Source organism: Affinundibacterium macrobrachii (genome assembly GCF_014652415.1).
GTDB lineage: Bacteria > Pseudomonadota > Gammaproteobacteria > Burkholderiales > Burkholderiaceae_D > Undibacterium > Undibacterium macrobrachii.
Genome location: NZ_BMYT01000003.1, coordinates 663076 through 682340 on the forward strand (window position 1 = coordinate 663076; position 19265 = coordinate 682340).

General features: G+C 44.9%; 19 protein-coding genes. 8 read left to right on the forward strand and 11 right to left on the reverse strand.

Annotated elements, in window-relative coordinates:
* Nucleotides 1–104: 104 nt before the first annotated feature.
* On the forward strand, nt 105–683 hold the full coding sequence (gene pth / locus IE103_RS11740; RefSeq protein WP_189346281.1) for an aminoacyl-tRNA hydrolase: 579 nt from the start codon (nt 105–107) through the stop codon (nt 681–683).
* 104 nt (nt 684–787) lie between these two features.
* On the opposite strand, the gene IE103_RS11745 is transcribed toward pth, so the two are convergent.
* From IE103_RS11745 to IE103_RS11760, 4 genes are all read right to left on the reverse strand, one after another.
* Nucleotides 788–3583, reverse strand: coding sequence for a TonB-dependent receptor plug domain-containing protein (locus IE103_RS11745; protein WP_229827237.1), 2796 nt, complete (start codon nt 3581–3583; stop codon nt 788–790).
* A gap of 408 nt (nt 3584–3991) precedes the next feature.
* Nucleotides 3992–4189 carry a type II toxin-antitoxin system antitoxin gene (locus IE103_RS11750; RefSeq protein ID WP_189346282.1) on the reverse strand — a complete coding sequence of 66 codons (198 nt, stop codon included), beginning with the start codon at nt 4187–4189 and terminating at the stop codon, nt 3992–3994.
* 6 nt (nt 4190–4195) lie between these two features.
* Nucleotides 4196–4660 carry a hypothetical protein gene (locus IE103_RS11755; RefSeq protein ID WP_189346283.1) on the reverse strand — a complete coding sequence of 155 codons (465 nt, stop codon included), beginning with the start codon at nt 4658–4660 and terminating at the stop codon, nt 4196–4198.
* 154 nt (nt 4661–4814) lie between these two features.
* On the reverse strand, nt 4815–5726 hold the full coding sequence (locus tag IE103_RS11760; protein WP_229827238.1) for an SPFH domain-containing protein: 912 nt from the start codon (nt 5724–5726) through the stop codon (nt 4815–4817).
* Nucleotides 5727–5914: 188 nt separating this feature from the next.
* On the opposite strand from IE103_RS11760, the gene IE103_RS11765 reads away from it, so the two are divergent.
* Both IE103_RS11765 and ychF read left to right on the forward strand, forming a co-directional pair.
* Nucleotides 5915–7300 (forward strand): MATE family efflux transporter, encoded by a 1386-nt coding sequence (locus IE103_RS11765; RefSeq protein WP_189346284.1) that lies wholly within the window; start codon nt 5915–5917, stop codon nt 7298–7300.
* Nucleotides 7301–7432: 132 nt separating this feature from the next.
* Nucleotides 7433–8524 (forward strand): redox-regulated ATPase YchF, encoded by a 1092-nt coding sequence (gene ychF / locus IE103_RS11770; protein WP_189346285.1) that lies wholly within the window; start codon nt 7433–7435, stop codon nt 8522–8524.
* A 131-nt stretch (nt 8525–8655) separates the two neighbouring features.
* Here the strand turns inward: ychF and IE103_RS11775 are convergent, their stop codons facing one another.
* Nucleotides 8656–9480, reverse strand: coding sequence for a hypothetical protein (locus IE103_RS11775; RefSeq protein WP_189346286.1), 825 nt, complete (start codon nt 9478–9480; stop codon nt 8656–8658).
* 289 nt (nt 9481–9769) lie between these two features.
* On the opposite strand from IE103_RS11775, the gene IE103_RS11780 reads away from it, so the two are divergent.
* On the forward strand, nt 9770–10903 hold the full coding sequence (locus IE103_RS11780; RefSeq protein ID WP_229827239.1) for a GGDEF domain-containing protein: 1134 nt from the start codon (nt 9770–9772) through the stop codon (nt 10901–10903).
* Here IE103_RS11780 and IE103_RS11785 read toward each other — a convergent pair.
* The 3 genes from IE103_RS11785 to rsmD all read right to left on the reverse strand — a co-directional run bounded on the left by IE103_RS11785 (nt 10900) and on the right by rsmD (nt 12494).
* A complete protein-coding gene (locus IE103_RS11785; protein ID WP_189346287.1) occupies nt 10900–11160 on the reverse strand; it encodes a YfhL family 4Fe-4S dicluster ferredoxin in 261 nt (86 codons plus the stop codon). The two genes, IE103_RS11780 and IE103_RS11785, sit on opposite strands and share 4 nt — an antisense overlap.
* Before the next feature lie 83 nt (nt 11161–11243).
* A complete protein-coding gene (gene coaD, locus IE103_RS11790; protein ID WP_189346288.1) occupies nt 11244–11732 on the reverse strand; it encodes a pantetheine-phosphate adenylyltransferase in 489 nt (162 codons plus the stop codon).
* Between the two features lie 102 nt (nt 11733–11834).
* Nucleotides 11835–12494, reverse strand: coding sequence for a 16S rRNA (guanine(966)-N(2))-methyltransferase RsmD (gene rsmD / locus IE103_RS11795; protein WP_189346289.1), 660 nt, complete (start codon nt 12492–12494; stop codon nt 11835–11837).
* Nucleotides 12495–12668: 174 nt separating this feature from the next.
* On the opposite strand from rsmD, the gene ftsY reads away from it, so the two are divergent.
* From ftsY to rpoH, 4 genes are all read left to right on the forward strand, one after another.
* Nucleotides 12669–13757: a signal recognition particle-docking protein FtsY gene (gene ftsY / locus IE103_RS11800; RefSeq protein WP_189346290.1), complete on the forward strand. Its 1089-nt coding sequence runs from the start codon at nt 12669–12671 to the stop codon at nt 13755–13757.
* 33 nt (nt 13758–13790) lie between these two features.
* A complete protein-coding gene (locus IE103_RS11805) occupies nt 13791–14477 on the forward strand; it encodes a cell division ATP-binding protein FtsE (RefSeq protein ID WP_189346291.1) in 687 nt (228 codons plus the stop codon).
* Nucleotides 14478–14504: 27 nt separating this feature from the next.
* The gene (locus IE103_RS11810; RefSeq protein WP_189346292.1) at nt 14505–15422 is read left to right on the forward strand and encodes a cell division protein FtsX; all 918 of its coding nucleotides are present in this window, start codon (nt 14505–14507) and stop codon (nt 15420–15422) included.
* A 240-nt stretch (nt 15423–15662) separates the two neighbouring features.
* Nucleotides 15663–16562, forward strand: coding sequence for an RNA polymerase sigma factor RpoH (rpoH, locus tag IE103_RS11815; protein WP_189346293.1), 900 nt, complete (start codon nt 15663–15665; stop codon nt 16560–16562).
* A gap of 129 nt (nt 16563–16691) precedes the next feature.
* On the opposite strand, the gene IE103_RS11820 is transcribed toward rpoH, so the two are convergent.
* From IE103_RS11820 to IE103_RS11830, 3 genes are read right to left on the reverse strand one after another with little or no spacing between them, the layout of a single operon-like run.
* Complete coding sequence (locus IE103_RS11820; protein WP_189346294.1) at nt 16692–17303, reverse strand: SCO family protein; 612 nt, start codon at nt 17301–17303, stop codon at nt 16692–16694.
* 1 nt (nt 17304) lies between these two features.
* Nucleotides 17305–18189 carry a heme o synthase gene (gene cyoE, locus IE103_RS11825; protein ID WP_189346295.1) on the reverse strand — a complete coding sequence of 295 codons (885 nt, stop codon included), beginning with the start codon at nt 18187–18189 and terminating at the stop codon, nt 17305–17307.
* Nucleotides 18190–18198: 9 nt separating this feature from the next.
* A complete protein-coding gene (locus IE103_RS11830) occupies nt 18199–19263 on the reverse strand; it encodes a COX15/CtaA family protein (RefSeq protein ID WP_189346296.1) in 1065 nt (354 codons plus the stop codon).
* Nucleotides 19264–19265: the final 2 nt, after the last annotated feature.

The following is a 19265-nucleotide window of genomic DNA, read 5'->3' on the forward strand; positions in this document are numbered from 1 at the left end:
TAGACAGAAATCATCGTTTGCTGTGATCCGAGCCCCCTCATCCCCGCCCCTTCTCCCGCTTGCGGGAGAAGGGAGTTGCAATATCAAAATTCGGTCAAATTATTATGAGCATCAAACTAATCGTAGGCCTAGGCAACCCCGGCCCTGAATATGAACAAACCCGCCACAACGCGGGTTTTTGGCTAGTCGATCAACTCGCTGGCAGCAGCTTGCAACGCGATAAAAATTTCAATGCTCTGGTCGCCAAGACGCGCATTGCAGGTGAAGAAGTTTGGCTATTGCAGCCACAGACTTTTATGAATCGCTCTGGACAATCGGTTGGCGCACTCTGTCGTTTCTATAAGATCACGCCAGAACAAGTTTTAGTCGTGCACGACGAACTCGATATCGCACCAGGTTTAGCCAAACTAAAAAAAGGCGGCTCATCGGGCGGGCACAACGGCCTCAAGGACATCACCGCGGCACTGGGTACACAAGACTATTGGCGTATGCGGATCGGCATTGGTCATCCGCGCACTTTGAATTTGCAGCAAGGTGTTGCTGATTTTGTTTTGCATAGACCACGTAAAGAGGAACAACCGTTGATTGATGAATCAATTGCACGTGGTTTGGAAATTATTCCCATGCTGATCAAAGGCGAGTTTGCGGACGCGATGACGAAATTACATACCGTCTCAAAATAATCTAAATAAAAAACACAAAACAAAATGCCCGTTGCACTTATCATGCAACGGGCATTTTTACTTGAGCAGAACTTACATTCTGCTCAAATGCTGCCATCCGTTTCTTAGAACTTGTAAGTACCGTTCACATAGAAAGTACGGAAGCTTGGTGCCCAACCACCGCGCCAGTCGGTTGGGTTTTCTGCCGCAAATACATTACCAACGAAGAAGTTCAGTTTTGTATTTTTAATGCCAGTGTATGACAAGCTGTAGTTCACAAACGTACTTGCATCGATACGCTCACAAGTTGCCATATTTTCTGGCGCTACTTTTTGCGTTACGCAGTAAGTTGGGGAAGACAAGCTATTTGAGCTGTATCCACTTGCATAGTTAACGATAACGGCATTATCCCAGTTACCAGTTTTCAATGCTGCAGTCACTTTTGCACCCAATTGACCGCCACGATCGTAAGTACCAACTACGTTTTTGTTCCATGTGTTATCTGCAACACTGAAAGTTTGATATTTCAACTCGTAGTTACCATCAAGATTCAAACGCAAAGTACCAATGTTATCCAACTTGATTGTTGTTCTCGCGTCGAAATCGAAACCAGAAGCACGTGTTTTACCAGTGTTCACGTATGGGTTGTAAACCATACCCAATTTGCCGATATTTTGGAAAGTAACGCTATTGGTTGGTGCGTATTTCTTCACCAATGCCAAGAATTCGTTATCTGTCGCAGAATTATCAACACGCAACAATTGACCTGCTGGCAAAGTAGCTTCGCCTTTCAAGATGTCAACAACAGAACGTGTGCCGATTTCATCTTTACGTTCGATATTGTAGTAGTCGATACCAAATGACCATTGTTTAGATGGTGCAAATACCAGACCCATCGTGTACGAACGTGAAGTTTCTGGTTTCAAATCAGGATTTGAAGACACGAAACTTGGCAAGCTTGCTGAGCAATCGCCGTTACGATAGCTGTTACCCAAAGCTTTATCCGCTGTTGTTGCCGCTGGGTTGCTTTGAATCAGATTATTCAAAGTAGTCGCGATTGGGCAACGACGCAAATCATTGTTGCCGTTGGATACTGAGCTACGACCCAAACCATTACCAGATTCAACGATGTTTGGTGCACGGAAACCACCAGATGCTGTTGCACGAACTAACAATGCATCAGTTACTGTGTAACGCAAGCCGAGTTTTGGAGAAACGTGAGCATCGAAGTCACCTTGTTTATCCGCACGCAAAGCTGCACTTACTTCGAAGTTCTTCACAACAGGAATAGTCGCTTCTGAGAAGATAGAGTATTGGTTACGTGAATCTTTCACTTGCAAGCCGAAAATACCAACCAATTCACCATTCAATACGTTGTCAGAGCTCTTCATTTCATAAGCTTCATGACGCACATCTGCGCCAACCGCAAATGACAATGGACCAGCTGGCAATTGCATCAATTCACCAGTCAAAGTCGCATCCATAAAGGTGATCGCAGATTTACCATTTGTCGTACGAATTGGGAACATGGACTCTAACAAGGCACGGTCATTCTTTTTGCCAAAAACATAGGTCTTGTTAATGATCGCATCGGTGTAACCTTTAGCGCTAACCGCACGTGTTACCTTATCAGCAGTCGATTCCATATGGCCGAATGCAGATTTCCAATCATAGTTGCCCAAAGTGCCGTCCAACGCCAACATGACACGGTATTGATCAGAATTAGTTTTGTTGAAGTTAAAACCATCGCCAGTATCCATCATACGTGCGCGATATTCGACTGGCGTTGTGTATGGGTTATTTGGGTGGCCAACTGGGAGTTTTGGATAGCTGAATGGGCCAACCATCTTGCCGCCATACACGTTGTACCAGATGCTGCTTGAAGAAGTAGCTGAACCATTACTTACATTGAATGGTGCCAAAATGTAAGAGTCGAAAGACTTAGAGTAAGTAACTTCGAAATTTGCATCGATCTCTGAGCCAATTTTGAAACGTGTGTTACTTGCTAAAGCATAGCGTTCGCTGTTAGTAGTTTGACCACCGTACTGCAAGATATCCATCTTACATTGCTTATCAACTGGATCGATATCACCTGCTGGGCAACCAGGTGCAGCAACAATGTTGGTGCTGCTTAAGAAGTAGTTACCAGTTGGTGAAAAAGAACTTCTTGCATCCCAAGTCGAACGACCTGGTGTTAAACGATGCCAATCTGGGTACAAGTTACGCATTTCTTCAGTGGTGTAACCGTCGCGCTTATTGCCTTCAATCGTCAAATAAGTATTGAAGCCATTTTTTGCAACATCACCGTATCCATAGATTGCTGATACGTTGCGTGTACGACGGTCAGAAAGATTTTCTGTACCTGTGTAACCTGCTTTGATTTGTGCGCCTTGGAAATTTTTACGCAAAATAATATTAATAACACCTGCGATCGCGTCTGAACCATAGATAGCAGATGCGCCATCTTTCAAAATTTCAACACGGTCAATTGAATCCGCAGCAATTGCGTTCAAATCCGTGAAGTTATCTTGCGCACCATCGGACAAGCCATAAGGAGCGATACGACGGCCATTAACCAATACCAGAGTCGCTACTTTACCCAAGCCACGCATACCGACTGCAGATGCACCAGTCGCGAAGCTACCAGAAGAACTAGATGCTGCATTCAAGCTCGTGCCAACAGCAACAGAATCAGTCAAAACGCCGAGCGCAGTCGTTGCACCAGAACGCTCGATGTCTTCACGCGTTAACACTTGCACGGATGCAGATGTCTCAATATTTGTACGTTTAATACTTGAACCAGTAATTTCAATTTTTTGAATTTTTGGTGCAGTATCTTGAGCAAAAGCTGGCGCAATGCTAACCATCGCATGTACGACGCCAACTGCCATTAAGGCCTTAGTCATCTGTTTGAGTTTCATAGTTTCTCTCTTGTGTTTGTTGAAATTCTACCACTATTTTGTAATCACCCTAGCGTACGAGGCAAGGGTGACACTGCCAATTATGAAAGTTATTTTTCACAATCAAAAATGAAGCAACTTGAAATAATACAAGATTTAAGCGGAAACTATCTATAAATATTTTAGTTACCACAACATTTTCAATTGGTTTTGAGGAAGATCACTTGAAATTATGAAAATTAAATTGCAAATTTGAGCAGTGAATCGCCGAACTTCAAAAACAAAAGCACGATCAACAAGATTGGGCAGCAGAATAGAAATTAAAAACCATCAGGGTATGAAGTTGCGCAAGATGAAATTAATTTGCGCGATGGGGCTATTTGCGAAATTTCGATAAGAGAGAACGATCTCTTGAGCGCTATGGGGAAGTTACAAATCACCTTGATTATCGGGCTCAGCGCTCGTCTTGGCATCAAGCTTTCTGCCTCGTTGCTGCAAAGCCTGACGCAACAAGTACTCGACTTGCGCATTTGCGCTGCGCAATTCTTGCGCTGCCATGCGTTCAATCTCGACCCAAAGCACAGGGTCGATACGAAGTGGAAATGATTTTTTACCGGGACTAGCCATGGCGATTTACTGTAATTGAGTGAGGCGTGCCTGCAATTTTGCATAAAGCACTTCAGGCTCAGCAGAACCTAGACGAATTTTGCTGCCATCTTTCTTGTAGATTCGTACTGCGCCATTGCCAGCCGCGTTATACAACATACCTTCTCTGGTAAGGCGTATTCCCTTCCCCTCATACCAGCGTGTACGACAAAGCTCAACGCGTTGAATCTGCGAGATCGCCAAGCACCAGCTTGGCCATTTCAATAGCCCAAAGTGCCAACGCAAAGTTTGTTCGTCAAGCTGCACCGTGAAATGACCGAAAATAAGCAAAGCAATCAAATTGATCAAGCTCATGAAGACCACGAGCTGAATCATCTGCGCTGCTCTTTGTTCAGGCGGCGCATCTACACCAAACAAGGCGACCGCGACCGTGCTGATTGGCAGTATCAACCATAACAACAGCAAAAATTGTCGCGATTCGTATTGAGGCATTTGTTTACTCTTCATTGTTTGCAGGTTCGACTACTGCGATCCTTGCAACAGATTTTTTCTTGGCAGCGATGCCAACACATACGGCAATAAAAACGATGATCATCACAGCTTGCATCATGCACCCCTCTTTCTCAAATCTTACTCAAAATCGAATTTAATTGTACAAAGTACCTGTATTAATCACCGGCTGCGTTTCTTTATCTGAACACAAAACCACTAATAGGTTACTCACCATGGCCGCTTTGCGCTCGTCATCTAATTCCACAATTTGACGCTCCGACAATCCTTGCAGTGCCTCTTCCACCATGCTGACAGCACCTTGCACAATTTTCTTGCGCGCACTAATAATCGCTTCAGCTTGCTGACGACGTAACATGACTTGCGCAATTTCCTGCGCATACGCTAAGTGCGTAAGCTTGGCATCTTCTACATCAATCCCTGCAGCGACAAACCGGTTATGCAATTCTTGTCGCATTGCGTTGGCAACCACGTCCATCCCTGCACGCAAGGTAGTTTCGCCAGTCGCCAAGTCTTCACCATCATCATAAGCATATTGTGCCGCAAGATGGCGAATCGCCGCCTCCGCCTGCACTTGGACAAAACGCTCGAAGTCATCCACGTTAAAAATTGCTAAAGCTGTTTCTTCAACGCGCCAAACAATTGCAGCACCAATCTCCACCGGATTACCACGCTTGTCATTCACTTTAAGCGGTGGCGTATTCAAAGTGCGGGCACGCAAACTTAACTTGCGTTTGGTATATAAAAAATTTGCCCAACGCAGACCTTCACTACGGTCGGTTCCTTTGTAATCCCCAAACAAAGAAAGTAACACCGCCTCATTTGGTTGCAGCATATACAAGCCTGCAAAAATCATCGTGCCAATCACGTTCAATAACAACTTTGCAACCACACTCACTAGCGTGTGCTCACTCGCATTAAGCAATAGCGCAACGCCAGCAACTTGCAAGAACACGCCTAAACCCAACATTGCATAACCATTTTTTGATTGTAATTGGCGCTCTTGAATAATCTTTTTTGTCGATAACTGCTTCTCTTGAACCATCATTTTCTCCGTTAGATTAAGTGATCTGATGAAATTACAAAACGATTCATATGAAATCAAAGTGATATCACTTTAATTTCACTCTAATCAGAAGTCAAGTTTTTTTATCAAAATTTTTCAATGTCCGACAACCAACAAAATTGGCACATCAGGTAAGATGCTTCGCAATAGAAGAATCTTATTTCCCACCCATGAAAACCAAAATACGTACCGAGCTTGCGAAGCTTTGGCAAATTGCATGGCCTGTACTCATTGGTCAACTTGCAACAGTTGGTATGTCTGTTGCCGATGTCGCCATGACTGGGCATCTGAGTGCAGAAGACCTAGCCGCGGTAGCGCTCGGCGCATCGCTCTGGTCCATTATCTTAGTGACCGTCATGGGCGTGATGATTTCAATTAACGCCGTGGTTGCGCACGAGGTAGGTGCCGGCGCATTCGAAAAAATCCCCCACATCATGCGCCAATCCATGTGGATGGCATTTGGTGTTGGCATGATTGCCTGCCTGATTCTCAATTTATCAACGCATGTATTTAGTTACTTGCAACTTGATCCCTTTGTTCAGAAAAAAGCCACCGAATTTGTGCGCGTGATCAGCATAGGCATGCCCGCCTTCGCCATGTACCGAGCGCTGTATAGCTACACCACAAGTCTGAACGAAACCAAGCCAATTATGATGATTGCGATCCTTGGTTTGATATTCAATGTGATCGTCAACTACCTATTCATCTACGGTAAATTTGGACTGCCGCAGCTTGGTTCCACGGGTTCTGCAATGGCAACCGGGATTGCAATGTGGCTAATGTTAGGAGCCATGCTTTGGTGGATACACCATTCGCCGATCTATAAACGAACCTTCCCTTTCACACACAGAGAAAAACCAAACTGGGTAGAAATTCGCTCTATGTTGCGCATAGGCTTACCAATTGGCGTTACTTACTTTGCCGAAGTGTCGGCATTCTCCGCCGTCGGTCTATTGGTGGCACGCTTCGGCGTTGTAGCGATTTCAGCGAATCAAATTGCTTTGAATTTTTCGTCTCTAGTATTCATGGTGCCGATGAGTTTAGGCATTGCGCTCACAACCCGCGTTAGCCAAACTTTAGGTGAAGGTGATGTCGTTCATGCGCGCTTTGTATCGTGGACAGGGGTTGGTGTTTCTTTAGTTTTTGCCGTCATTTCAGCGAGCATGATGACGCTGTTACGTTATGAAGTTGTCGCGGCTTATACTTCAGATCCGATGATTCAAGAAGTCACCGCAAATCTCTTATTGCTTGCTGCAATTTTCCAGCTTTCAGATGCAGCGCAAATTACCATCTCTTGCGCACTGCGCGGCTACAAAGTCACGCGCATCCCGATGTTCATTCACATCATGGCGTTTTATGGTTTCGCAATGCCGATAGGATTAGTCTTGGGATTAGCACCAGATTGGATGCCTTGGCACCCAGCAAAACCGATGGAAGCCAGCGGTTTCTGGATTGGCTTAGTGCTCGGATTAACAGTGGCTGCAATTATGTTAGGCATCTTTCTACATCGTTTATCCACCTCACGTATCGCTTATCATTTGCGTACCAACCCATAGCGCAACGAAGCATACAATGGCGCAAACTAGTCGCGCTGAAAAGCACATAGTGTAAAATGTCGGATTAAATCCAATAATCTTTCCATTTGCGCAATCCCGATTTTGCGTGAATATTTTTAAGCAAAGTTCATTATGAGTCTCCAATGCGGCATCGTCGGCCTACCCAATGTCGGCAAATCTACGCTTTTTAATGCCTTAACAAAAGCAGGTATCCCAGCCGAAAACTATCCTTTCTGCACGATCGAACCAAATGTTGGCGTCGTCGAAGTACCTGATCCGCGCCTAAAACAGTTGTCTGAAATCGTTAAACCAGAACGCGTACAAAATGCGATTGTGGAGTTTGTCGATATCGCCGGCTTGGTTGCAGGTGCTTCCAAGGGCGAAGGCTTAGGCAATCAATTTCTTGCACACATCCGCGAAACCGATGCGATTGTGAACGTAGTTCGCTGCTTTGAAGACGACAACGTAATTCACGTTGCCGGCAAAGTAAGCCCGTTAGATGATATCGAGGTTATTCAAACCGAGTTATGCTTAGCTGACATGGGCTCAGTGGAAAAAGCGATTCATCGCGAAAATAAAAAAGCACGCTCTGGCGACAAAGATGCACTCAAGCTCGTTACCTTGCTTGAGAAAATCATGCCAGGCTTGAATGACGCGGTACCAATTCGCGCGATGGGCTTAGACAAAGAAGAAATGGCGTTGATCAAGCCGATGTGCCTGATCACAGCCAAACCAGCAATGTATGTAGCCAATGTGTCGGATGACGGCTTTACTAATAATCCTTTGTTAGACCAATTGACCGAATTCGCAGCTAAACAAAATGCGCCTATCGTCGCAATTTGTGCCGCGATCGAATCTGAAATTGCGGATTTAGAAGATGAAGATAAAGCCGCTTTCCTAGCAGACATGGGAATGGAAGAGCCAGGATTAGATCGCTTGATTCGCGCTGCGTTTAAACTATTAGGCCTGCAAACCTATTTCACCGCAGGCGTAAAAGAAGTACGCGCTTGGACTATTCATATTGGCGATACAGCACCACAAGCAGCGGGCGTTATTCATACTGATTTTGAGCGCGGTTTCATTCGCGCGCAAACCATCGCATTTGAAGATTACGTCGCACACAAAGGCGAAGCAGGTGCAAAAGAAGCGGGCAAGATGCGCGCCGAAGGTAAAGAGTATGTTGTTAAAGATGGCGATGTTTTGAATTTCTTGTTCAACGTCTAAATCGTATTTCCGTTCATCACGTCCAATGCATCCAGCGTTGGGCGAATAAAAAATCCCACGTACCAAACTAAACGGAGCGTGGGATTTTTTTATGCTCTCTACTCTCAATGTGCGATTAGGTGATCCAACTTCTACAACCCCACCGCGACACTTAGTCCATTAAAATTGCGTTTACGCGACTCACTCGCTTCAGTTTTACTATCTTCATAAACCAGCTCAATCACCGCATCATCAGAATAAGCATTATTGAACAAGCTTAAAGAGTAACTCGACTTTGATAAATCGACAGGAAGCGATTGACGACGATCACCTTCGATGAGGGTTGCTTCCTTCAAGCCCATAAATTCAGCCGGAAAACTAAAGCTCACTTTCTTGGTATTGCAAGGACCACCTAAAGCTCGTACGAAATTTCTCGCTATAAAAGGCAAGTCATCGTAATAGATTGCCCAAAACATTTCGCACTCCAAACGCAAATCGCCAAGACGGCGTTGATTCACCAACACTGTTGGACTACGTACCAAAGGCCACCAGCGGAACATATCTTTTTTTCGATTAATCATTAACTCAGCGTTTTGCTCTTTTGCCTGCGAATCGATAGGCAAACTAAAGCTACCATCTTCGGCAATTGGAATGGGACGAGAGAATGTATCTGTCGATAAACGCAAACTCACCCCACGCAATTCAACTTCAGCGCGACGCGGTTTCAAAATAAATTTATGCGATGCTTGCGGCGCGCGCGCATGAAATTTCTCAAATGCATCGACACCCTTTAGCATGACACGATATGATTTCCAGTCAGGGTTTTTGGCATTCGTTACCTCTACCGTTTGCGTTACGCCATCATCAGATTTCTCTTGTGGCGGAGGCGCCTCGCCTTGTTCCTGCGCAAATGAGATCGATGCAAATGAGAACGAGCAACACAACAATATCAACAGAGTTCGAAACGAGAATTTCATAGATCAAGACAGACGAGTTAGGAGGAGAAGTATTATTGAAGCGCAGAAAAAAATTCGCAAAAGAAATTTACAAAGTACATTCAGCTAAGCCCAATTGGTAGCAAGCAACTTGATTTATGCCTTGCGGAAACTATGTAGTATTAGGACGACATATTCCATGTCACGAAATCGTATGCATGTCGCTCGCATGTTAAAAAGTGTAAGTTGATTCCAGCATATCCAAGCACATGATACAGTTATAGCATTGATGTAGACCGCCTTGATTGATACATCTGTACGCGAGAAATTTATGGACAAGTCACTTACTCCTAGCACCAGCCATGCCAGCGATCCTACGCACCGAGAAATGATGCTAATGCGTGCTCAGCTGCAAGACTTCATCAACGAAGCGCGTCACAATCAGAACATCTTAAATCGTCATCAAACACTTGATCTGCAACTAATTGGTGCGCATAGTTTTCGTGAATTGATTCAACACATCTTCGTTACATTGGCGTCGATATGCGAACTTGATCAAGTCACATTATGCCTAGTCAATACCCAACATAATTTGCAAGAGATGCTGGCTGATCTAAAAATTGATCGTAACGAATTCCCTTTTCTGTTGTTCGCTAATTCTGAGAGCGACCTGCAACTCGGCGGCAAGCCTTTACGCAAATCAGTCGTAAGCGCCTACGATGCTGAGCAACACCACAGTTTGTTCGCGCCCTGCTTTGAGATGCCGAAAAGCGTCGCGATTATTCCCTTGATTCGACAAACCAAATTGTTAGGCTGTTTAAATTTAGGAAGTAAAGATAGCGAACGCTTTACAGCTGACATGGGTACAGATTTTATCGAACGCCTCGGCTCAATTATTGCGATTTGCTTAGAAAATGTGATCAACAGCGAACGTCTAACGCAAATCGGTCTCACTGATGCCTTAACCAATGTCAGCAATCGGCGTTGTGTGGAGCAACGTATGTTGGAAGAGATTGCACGCGCACGTCGTCAACATTACGGCATCGCATGCATGTATTTGGACATCGATCACTTTAAAAAGATCAACGACATTCATGGTCATCAAGGTGGTGATGAAGTCCTTAAAGAAGCAGCGAAACGGATTAAAGCAGAACTGCGACTGAGTGACACCATCGGTCGTTTTGGCGGTGAAGAATTTGTCGTTCTATTGGTCAACACCAACCGCGAGAATGCACGTCATGTCGCGGAGCGCATACGTAAAAGTATCGCGGATAAGAGTTTCCTTCTGAGTATGACCGGACTTTGCGACGTCACCTTATCAATCGGCATCGCCAGCTTATCTGAAGATCATAATTTAGGAGAGATCGAGAATGCAGCGCAATCCCTCTTGTTACGAGCAGATCGCGCGCTTTATGAAGCAAAAGAACAAGGAAGAAATTGTGTTCGAGAAGCGGTAGAAGATTAGTGTTTTTTAGCCGCAGCTTGCAAGGCTTCGTACTTCGCCATCAATTGCTCTTTGGTCTCGCGCCACGCTGGATTAAATGGAATACAGCTAACTGGGCAAACTTGCTGACATTGTGGCTCATCGTAATGACCAACACATTCCGTGCATTTATTCGGATCAATTTCGTAAATCTCTGGCCCCATGTAAATCGCTTCGTTCGGGCATTCAGGTTCACACACATCACAATTGATGCAATCGTCGGTAATTAATAGTGCCATATTGATCTTCGTTACTTGATTACTTTATTGCTGAGAAACTACACATAAAACGATTTACTAAATAAATCGCTGAACAAGGTTTTTTATTTACCTTGTTCAGCGATTTTTTTCCTCAGCCAAGCATCGACCGAAGGAAACACAAATTTTGAAACGTCACCACCAAATTGCGCAATCTCACGCACGATGGTGCCAGAAATAAATTGATATTGGTCAGATGGCGTTAAAAACATCGTTTCGACATCGGGTAATAGATAGCGATTCATACCCGCCATTTGAAACTCATATTCAAAATCAGACACCGCACGCAAGCCACGCACGATCACACGAGCGTCGTTCTTACGGACAAAATCTTTCAATAAGCCAGAAAAACTCTCAACCCGCACATTCGGATAATGCCCTAGCACTTCATTGGCAATACTCAGGCGCTCTTCTAAAGAGAAGAAAGGTTTTTTATTTTTACTATCTGCCACACCGACGATCAGTGTGTCGAACAAGCCAGAGGCACGACGCACTAAGTCTTCATGTCCGCGGGTCAGCGGATCAAATGTTCCTGGATAAACGGCTGTGACCATAACGATTCCCTTGGTGTGGTGATGTTTGCGATATTATTTTTACTAAGTTCACTTGGTAAAACGCGACTTAGCGATTATTTTAGACGGGCATTATCCCAGATTTTAAGCGGCTTCACCGGAATCCGTGTTGCGTTGCAACAAATGAAAGTACACACTCCCCGCTTTATCTTCTCTCAGCACTTGCCACCTCATCGTCTGCGTTGTAGCCAAGCTTGCGAAGGCTTGCTCCGATTCCACATACAAAACGCCATTTGGCGCCAACAAATCTACGCATAGCGGCAACACTTTTTCCAAGAAGCCCAAATTGAATGGCGGATCAAGAAAAATCACTTCGAACTTGTCGGTTTTAGCAAATAAGCTTTTTAACAATACCAACGCATCACCACGCTGCAAGTAAATTTGATCCGCTTTGAGTTTTTCCTTGACCTGCTGTAGTTGGGCAAATGCCGCAGGAAAAGCCTCAAACATGGTCACTTTTTTTGCGCCACGACTAGCAGCCTCAAATCCCAACGCACCACTGCCAGCAAAAACGTCTAAGCATGACAGTTGCTGCCATTGACCATCCCACACATGATTCAACCAATTAAACAGCGTTTCTCTCACCCGGTCAGGTGTCGGTCGCAAACCCTCGCCATCAATCACAGTCAAAGGCGTACGTTTCCACTCGCCACCAATGATGCGGACTTGATGACTTGCTTTGGCATGCTTGGCTGGCTTGCTTGATGATGCGCTTGGATTGTGGCGTTTCTTGATGTGATTCATAGCGGGGGGCGAAAAATCGCGGTAAGGCTCTGTTAGAATGGCAGCATTCTAAAGGTTTTTCGCACACGCTTTGCATTTCTCCGATGATCGGCAACCGACTTCACCGAATTGTCTTAGCCGGCACTCCAGTCTTTGCGAAATCTCTCAACACTATTTTTGAGTACAAGTTCATCAATGTTTAGCTTTTTTAGAAAAAAAACACCTGAAGTCGTTGCAACTCCAGCTGCCTCAGAAACCCCAAATACCCCAATTACCTCACATCAGAGCGGCCAGATCGAGTCCGCTACTGCGACAGCTCAAATTGAAGTTCAAGCCGAAGCTCCAGTTGAAACAAAAGCAGAAGACAAACCAGAAAGCACGCCTGCCAAACTCTCTTGGATTGCGCGCCTAAAACAAGGTTTAGCCAAAACGTCATCCAGTTTAACCACGCTATTTGTTGGCGCTAAGATTGACGATGATTTGTATGACGAATTAGAAGCTGCTTTACTCACTGCGGATGCAGGTGTAGAAGCAACCATGTATCTACTCGACAATTTAAAACGCAAAGTCAAAGAAGAAAAATTAACTGAAGCTGAGCAAGTCAAAGCTGCACTGAAAGTTTTGTTACTCGACCTACTCAAACCTTTGCAAAAACCTTTTGAACTAGGTCGTTATCAGCCTTTGGTCATGATGATCGCTGGTGTGAATGGCGCAGGGAAAACCACCACCATAGGCAAACTCGCCAAACACATGCATGCACATAATCAATCGGTGGTCTTGGCGGCGGGTGATACTTTCCGCGCCGCCGCTCGCGAACAGTTAATGGTCTGGGGTGAACGCAATAATATTACGGTGATTGCACAAGAGTCTGGCGATCCAGCAGCAGTTGCATTCGACGCTGTTGCTTCTGCGAAGGCACGCGGCACCAACGTCGCTATGGTTGATACCGCTGGTCGACTACCAACCCAATTACACTTGATGGAAGAACTCAAAAAAATCAAACGTGTGATTGGCAAAGGTATGGATGGTGCACCACAAGAAGTCGTCTTGGTGATTGATGGTAACACTGGCCAAAATGCACTAACTCAAGTTAAAGCATTCGACGACGCCTTGCAATTAACAGGTCTAATCATCACCAAGCTCGATGGTACAGCCAAAGGCGGCGTGCTAGCTGCGATTGCAAAAACCCGCCCTATTCCTGTGTACTTTATTGGCGTCGGCGAACAAATTGAAGATTTACAAGCCTTCAACGCACAAGAATTTGTTGACGCGCTATTACAGTAATACCGCCAAAAATACGACGAAGGAAAGTTCACGATGATTGAATTCCAACATGTCAGTAAAGCCTTTGGCAACGACATCTATGCCCTAAGAGACGTATCCTTAACTATCGGTGATGGCGAACTAGTTTTCTTAGCGGGACCATCCGGTGCTGGCAAATCAACGCTATTGCGCATGATCGCTGGTTTAGAAAAACCTAGCAGCGGCACGGTGTTAATGAATGGTCAAAATTTGGGTCAATTAAAAGCTAGCAGCCTGCCTTATTTACGTCGTAAATTAGGACTGATTTTACAGGGACAAGGTTTGCTATTAGATCGCAGTGTTTTAGCCAATGTGATGTTGCCGATGATAGTGGTCGGTGAGTCAACGACAGAGGCGGAAACACGTGCGCGCGCGGCATTAGATCGCCTGAATATTCTCGATAAAGCACATGCATCTCCTCTCGCTTTGTCTGGCGGTGAGCAACAACGCGTCGCAATTGCGCGCGCGATCGTCAATCGTCCCAAAATCATTTTGGCCGATGAGCCAACCGCTTATTTAGATCGTGATAATGCCATCATCGTAATCAATGCCTTAAAGGCATTTCAACGCTCGGGCGTGACTTGTATTATTTCTAGCCACGATGAACAGTTTTTAGAGCAAGCGAATCGCGTCATTTATTTAAGCAAGGGCGAAGTTACCGACTCTTGGACTTCCGCAGTTGAGTCAGTTGTTGCCGCTTAAGTCAGACTTCAAGGATACATATTCACTATGACCAATTGGTTCCGTCAACATGCCTATGCCATGCGCAGCGCACTCACGCATTTACGCGCCGCGCCGGGTAATTTTTTATTCAATGTATTGGTGATCGCCATTGCCTTGTCTTTACCGATCGCTGGCTTAACTGTGTTAGAAAATATTCGTCCAGTCGCATCGCAGCTATCAATCGAGCCCGAAGTCAGTATTTTTCTGAAACCAGAATTAGCAAGTGCTGATGCCGCAGCATTGCAAGCGCCGATCAAAAAAACTTTAAAAGATTTACAAATCACGGCAAAGTTACGCTTTGTGCCGAAAGACAAAGCCTTGGCCGCAATGGAAGGTACAAATAATCTTGCCGAAGTTCTGGCCACCTTGGGCGGTAATCCACTGCCGGATGCGTTTGTCCTGTCTTTATCCAGTGCAGATAGCGCTAAAGTTGAACAATTGACCAGCGCCTTACAAGGTCTCGATCACGTCGATGTGGTGCAAGTCGATTCAGCTTGGGTCAAGCGCTTAGCGGCACTTTTACAGGTCTTGCAAATGGCTTTGCTGTTTTTAGCGGGTACTTTGGCTGTGGTTGTTATCGTCGTGATTTTTAATGCGACACGTCTGCAAGTCATCTCACATCAAGCTGAAATCAGCGTCAGCCGCATGTTAGGGGCGACTAATGGTTTTATTCATAAACCGTATTACTACACCGGTGCAATGTTAGGTGTGCTCGCTGGTTGTTTGGCCTTGGGCTTGGTTGCACTTTCATTGCAACCCTTAAATCAAGCGATTGCTGAATTTGCTAAATTATATGCATCAGAATTTCATTTAAGCCCACTCGGCCTTCTGCCTAGTCTAGGCTTAATTTTGATCAGCAAACTACTTGGTTTGTGTGGAGCCTATCTTTCTGTGCGTCGTCAACTGTCTAAAATTCCGGCTTAAAGCACTCAGCCCATAATGCAGCAATGCAATTTTTTGATGAAATTTCAGTCTTAGCCATCAATCTGCTGCCGTAATTTCCACCGAAATTAATTTTTTTACAGCAAAACCCTTGAATTTTGAGAAAACAAACAGATTATTAGCACTCATCCCAATTGAGTGCTAATATTAGAACTTGAAGGTGCCAGAAAAATTTTTGGTACGGCTCTAAAGATACAATCTGATTTGATATCAGGAGGAAACATGACACAAACATCAGCACAAGGCATTTTGCGTTCTTCGGATAGCACCGCTTTAGCACTGGGGTTTACCGGTACATTGGGCAATATTGATGCCTATATCTCTGCGGTCAATCGTTTACCTATGTTGACGCAAGAAGAAGAAACCAATCTTGCTACTAAATTAAAATTACATAACGACTTAAATGCTGCGCAACAATTAGTTATGTCGCATTTACGTCTGGTCGTCTCCATTGCGCGCGGCTATTTAGGTTATGGTTTGCCACATGCGGACTTAATCCAAGAAGGCAATATTGGCCTAATGAAAGCGGTTAAACGCTTCGATCCAGATCAAGGCGTGCGTTTGGTCTCTTACGCGATGCATTGGATTAAGGCTGAAATGCATGAATACATTTTGAAGAACTGGCGCTTAGTGAAAGTAGCAACAACAAAAGCGCAGCGTAAATTGTTCTTCAATCTGCGTTCAAATAAAGAAGGCTTGGATTCTATGACGCCTTCTCAAATCGATCATTTAGCGAGCAAACTCGATGTCAAACGTGAAGACGTCATTGAGATGGAAATGCGTCTATCAGGTCGCGATGTTGCACTCGATGGCTCTAGCGATGATGAAGACGAAAAATTTGCGCCAATCGCGTATTTAAAAACCGACGCTGGTGAGCCAAGCAATGTGATCGAAGCACAACAATATGATCGCTTACAAGGTGAAGGCTTAGAGACTGCATTAGCGAAACTTGATCCACGTTCACGTCGCATCATCGAATCGCGTTGGTTGCAAAATGATGATGGCTCAGGCGCAACTCTGCATGAATTAGCGGATGAATATGGCGTTTCTGCTGAACGCATTCGCCAAATCGAAACTGCGGCATTAAAGAAGATGAAAACTGCCCTCAGCGATTACACTTAAGCAGTTGTCTGGCGCAAGCTGCTCAGTTTGCTCTGTTATGCTCAGTTAAATTCTTAGCTAAATCTAATAAAACAAAAGGCACTCAATTGAGTGCCTTTTGTTTTTTCTGCTTCTTCAATACCAACTATTTTATTTCAAGAGAAGCTTCAAATCATGCACAATCGCTTCAGGCTTTTGTCCATATTGAATATACAAACGAATCCGACCTTGTGGATCAAATACATAACTCGCTGCAGTATGATCCATCGTATAACTTTCTGGCGTTTTGCCTGGGCTCTTTTGATAGAAGACTTTAAATTCTTTTGCGACTTTAGCGGTTGCTTCCGCATTGCCATAAAGCCCTAAAAAACGCTTATCAAAATTAGGAACATACGCTGCCAACAAATCTTGTGTGTCTCGCTCAGGATCTACAGTGACAAACAAAACTTGCACGCGTTCGGCCAATGGCCCCAGTTGCGTCATCACCTTAGTCATTTCAAACATCGTTGTCGGACAAACGTCTGGACACTGGGTATAACCAAAGAAGAAGACGACAGCTTTACCTTTGAAATCAGCCAAGGTGCGCGGCTGCCCATTTTGATCAATCAATGCAAAATCTTTTGCATAAGAAAGTCCTGTCAAATCTGTATTTAAAAATTTTTCTTCCTGTTTACTGCATGCACTCAGTATCAAACCAGTCGCGAGCGCAAAACCGAAGAAGGCAATTCGACTCCAAACAGAACGTATAGAAAGAGTTTTCATATCAGAATTTAATGTAATGATCGACCAACAATGCAGCAAACAATAATGAGAGATAGACGATGGAAAACGTAAAGGTTTTACGCGCCAACACATCATCATAGTGACGATAGATACGCCACGCGTACCATAAAAACCCTATCCCCAAAATCACTGCGCTAATCAAATAAATCATGCCACTCATCTTGACCGCATACGGCAGCAAAGTAGTCGCGAATAAGGCGATGGTATAGAGCCAAATGTGGAAACGTGTAAATTCAGGTCCATGCGTGATTGGCAGCATAGGCAAGCCAGATTTTGCATAATCATCGCGGCGATACATCGCCAGCGCCCAAAAATGCGGCGGCGTCCATACGAAAATAATCAGCACTAACAACCATGCTTGCATCGGCACTTCGTTGGCGATCGCGGCCCATCCTAAGGCTGGCGGCATCGCCCCAGATAAGCCACCGATGACAATGTTTTGCGGTGTAGCTGGCTTCAAGATAATTGTATAGATTACGGCGTAACCAACAAAGGTAACGAAAGTGAGCCACATCGTCAGTGGATTGACCAAGGCATACAATATCCACATGCCCGCACCGCCAATCAAAAACGAAAATGCCAAGATCTGTTTGGTGCTCATCTCGCCTTGCGCACTTGGGCGACGCGCAGTGCGTGCCATACGTGCATCAATCTCGCGTTCAACCAAGCAATTCACCGCAAAAGCGGCACCTGCCAATAACCAAATCCCAATTGTGGCGGCAAGCACGATGCGCCAGTCTGGCAAGCTAGGTGTCGCCAAGAACATGCCAATTACCGCACAAAAAACGGCCAACTGCGTTACTCGTGGCTTAGTTAGTGCCACGTATTGAGAAAAACGATTTAACAAGGTACTTTGAGTTGTCATTGGAGGCAATTAGGATTCATTAGCAACACTGGAGCGAACCCGATAGTTTAACATGCTCAATAGCAGCACAAGCAGCGCCGCACCCGCATTATGCAAAACAGCGATAGCCAAAGGCCAAGAAAAGTAAATTGTCGCTACACCTGTTATCAATTGCATCAGCAAAACCGCCAAAACACCGTTTGATAAGGTTTTGGTATCGGCATGCTTTCTACCGAGATAGGCGACATAAGCTAACAAAGCAAACACCACCCAAGCAAAGGTTCGATGTACCCAATGAATAGTAATCAATGCAGAAAATGGCAGAAAGTCACCACTTCCAGTGCGTCCCAATTCTCGCCACAATACGTAGGCATGTTCAAAATCAAGTTGCGGCACAACTTCACCATTACATAAGGGATAGTCATGGCAGGCTAAAGCCGCGTAATTGGTGCTCACCCAGCCGCCAAGTGCTACTTGCATCAATAAAACAATAAAGGCTAACGGTAATAAATTGCGGAGTTTTAAAGAGTATTTAGTAGTAGTTCGCGGCGATTCGCGCTGCCATGCCCAGACCAACAGCGACAAAATGATCAAGGCAAGAATCAAATGTATCGTCACGATAATCGGCTGCAACTTCATGGTGACTGTCCAGGCGCCGAAAGCACCTTGAATGCCGACTAAAACAAATAAGCTGGTCGCCAACCATGGCGAAAAAGGACGCGTCTTACGCTTCCACCAAGCAATCCCCATTTGCAGCATAATCAAGAATCCAACGCTCATCGCAAGATAGCGATGTATCATCTCTACCCATGCTTTCGCAACTGTGACTGGTCCGGTGGGCAATAGGTTTTCAGCCGCTTTAATCTCACTATGTGCTTGGAAAGGATTGGCCTCTCCGTAACACCCAGGCCAATCTGGGCAACCTAAGCCAGAGTCAGTTAAACGCGTAAAAGCACCAAAAATAATGAGATCAAAGGTCAAAAACAAGGTAACTGCGATCAGCTTCTTGTATTTATTCTGTTCTTTAGAAAACAGCACCACTGCCAGCGGAATCACCGCGAACAATATTCCGATAATAGCAAGTTGAATCAGCATGT

What these genes read in the sequence shown, in the direction of transcription:
- pth (WP_189346281.1), top strand. Translation starts at nt 105, where the DNA reads ATGAGCATCAAACTAATCGTAGGCCTAGGCAACCCCGGCCCTGAATAT.
- IE103_RS11745 (WP_229827237.1), bottom strand. Translation starts at nt 3,583, where the DNA reads ATGAAACTCAAACAGATGACTAAGGCCTTAATGGCAGTTGGCGTCGTA.
- IE103_RS11750 (WP_189346282.1), bottom strand. Translation starts at nt 4,189, where the DNA reads ATGGCTAGTCCCGGTAAAAAATCATTTCCACTTCGTATCGACCCTGTG.
- IE103_RS11755 (WP_189346283.1), bottom strand. Translation starts at nt 4,660, where the DNA reads ATGCCTCAATACGAATCGCGACAATTTTTGCTGTTGTTATGGTTGATA.
- IE103_RS11760 (WP_229827238.1), bottom strand. Translation starts at nt 5,726, where the DNA reads ATGATGGTTCAAGAGAAGCAGTTATCGACAAAAAAGATTATTCAAGAG.
- IE103_RS11765 (WP_189346284.1), top strand. Translation starts at nt 5,915, where the DNA reads ATGAAAACCAAAATACGTACCGAGCTTGCGAAGCTTTGGCAAATTGCA.
- ychF (WP_189346285.1), top strand. Translation starts at nt 7,433, where the DNA reads ATGAGTCTCCAATGCGGCATCGTCGGCCTACCCAATGTCGGCAAATCT.
- IE103_RS11775 (WP_189346286.1), bottom strand. Translation starts at nt 9,480, where the DNA reads ATGAAATTCTCGTTTCGAACTCTGTTGATATTGTTGTGTTGCTCGTTC.
- IE103_RS11780 (WP_229827239.1), top strand. Translation starts at nt 9,770, where the DNA reads ATGGACAAGTCACTTACTCCTAGCACCAGCCATGCCAGCGATCCTACG.
- IE103_RS11785 (WP_189346287.1), bottom strand. Translation starts at nt 11,160, where the DNA reads ATGGCACTATTAATTACCGACGATTGCATCAATTGTGATGTGTGTGAA.
- coaD (WP_189346288.1), bottom strand. Translation starts at nt 11,732, where the DNA reads ATGGTCACAGCCGTTTATCCAGGAACATTTGATCCGCTGACCCGCGGA.
- rsmD (WP_189346289.1), bottom strand. Translation starts at nt 12,494, where the DNA reads ATGAATCACATCAAGAAACGCCACAATCCAAGCGCATCATCAAGCAAG.
- ftsY (WP_189346290.1), top strand. Translation starts at nt 12,669, where the DNA reads ATGTTTAGCTTTTTTAGAAAAAAAACACCTGAAGTCGTTGCAACTCCA.
- IE103_RS11805 (WP_189346291.1), top strand. Translation starts at nt 13,791, where the DNA reads ATGATTGAATTCCAACATGTCAGTAAAGCCTTTGGCAACGACATCTAT.
- IE103_RS11810 (WP_189346292.1), top strand. Translation starts at nt 14,505, where the DNA reads ATGACCAATTGGTTCCGTCAACATGCCTATGCCATGCGCAGCGCACTC.
- rpoH (WP_189346293.1), top strand. Translation starts at nt 15,663, where the DNA reads ATGACACAAACATCAGCACAAGGCATTTTGCGTTCTTCGGATAGCACC.
- IE103_RS11820 (WP_189346294.1), bottom strand. Translation starts at nt 17,303, where the DNA reads ATGAAAACTCTTTCTATACGTTCTGTTTGGAGTCGAATTGCCTTCTTC.
- cyoE (WP_189346295.1), bottom strand. Translation starts at nt 18,189, where the DNA reads ATGACAACTCAAAGTACCTTGTTAAATCGTTTTTCTCAATACGTGGCA.
- IE103_RS11830 (WP_189346296.1), bottom strand. Translation starts at nt 19,263, where the DNA reads ATGCTGATTCAACTTGCTATTATCGGAATATTGTTCGCGGTGATTCCG.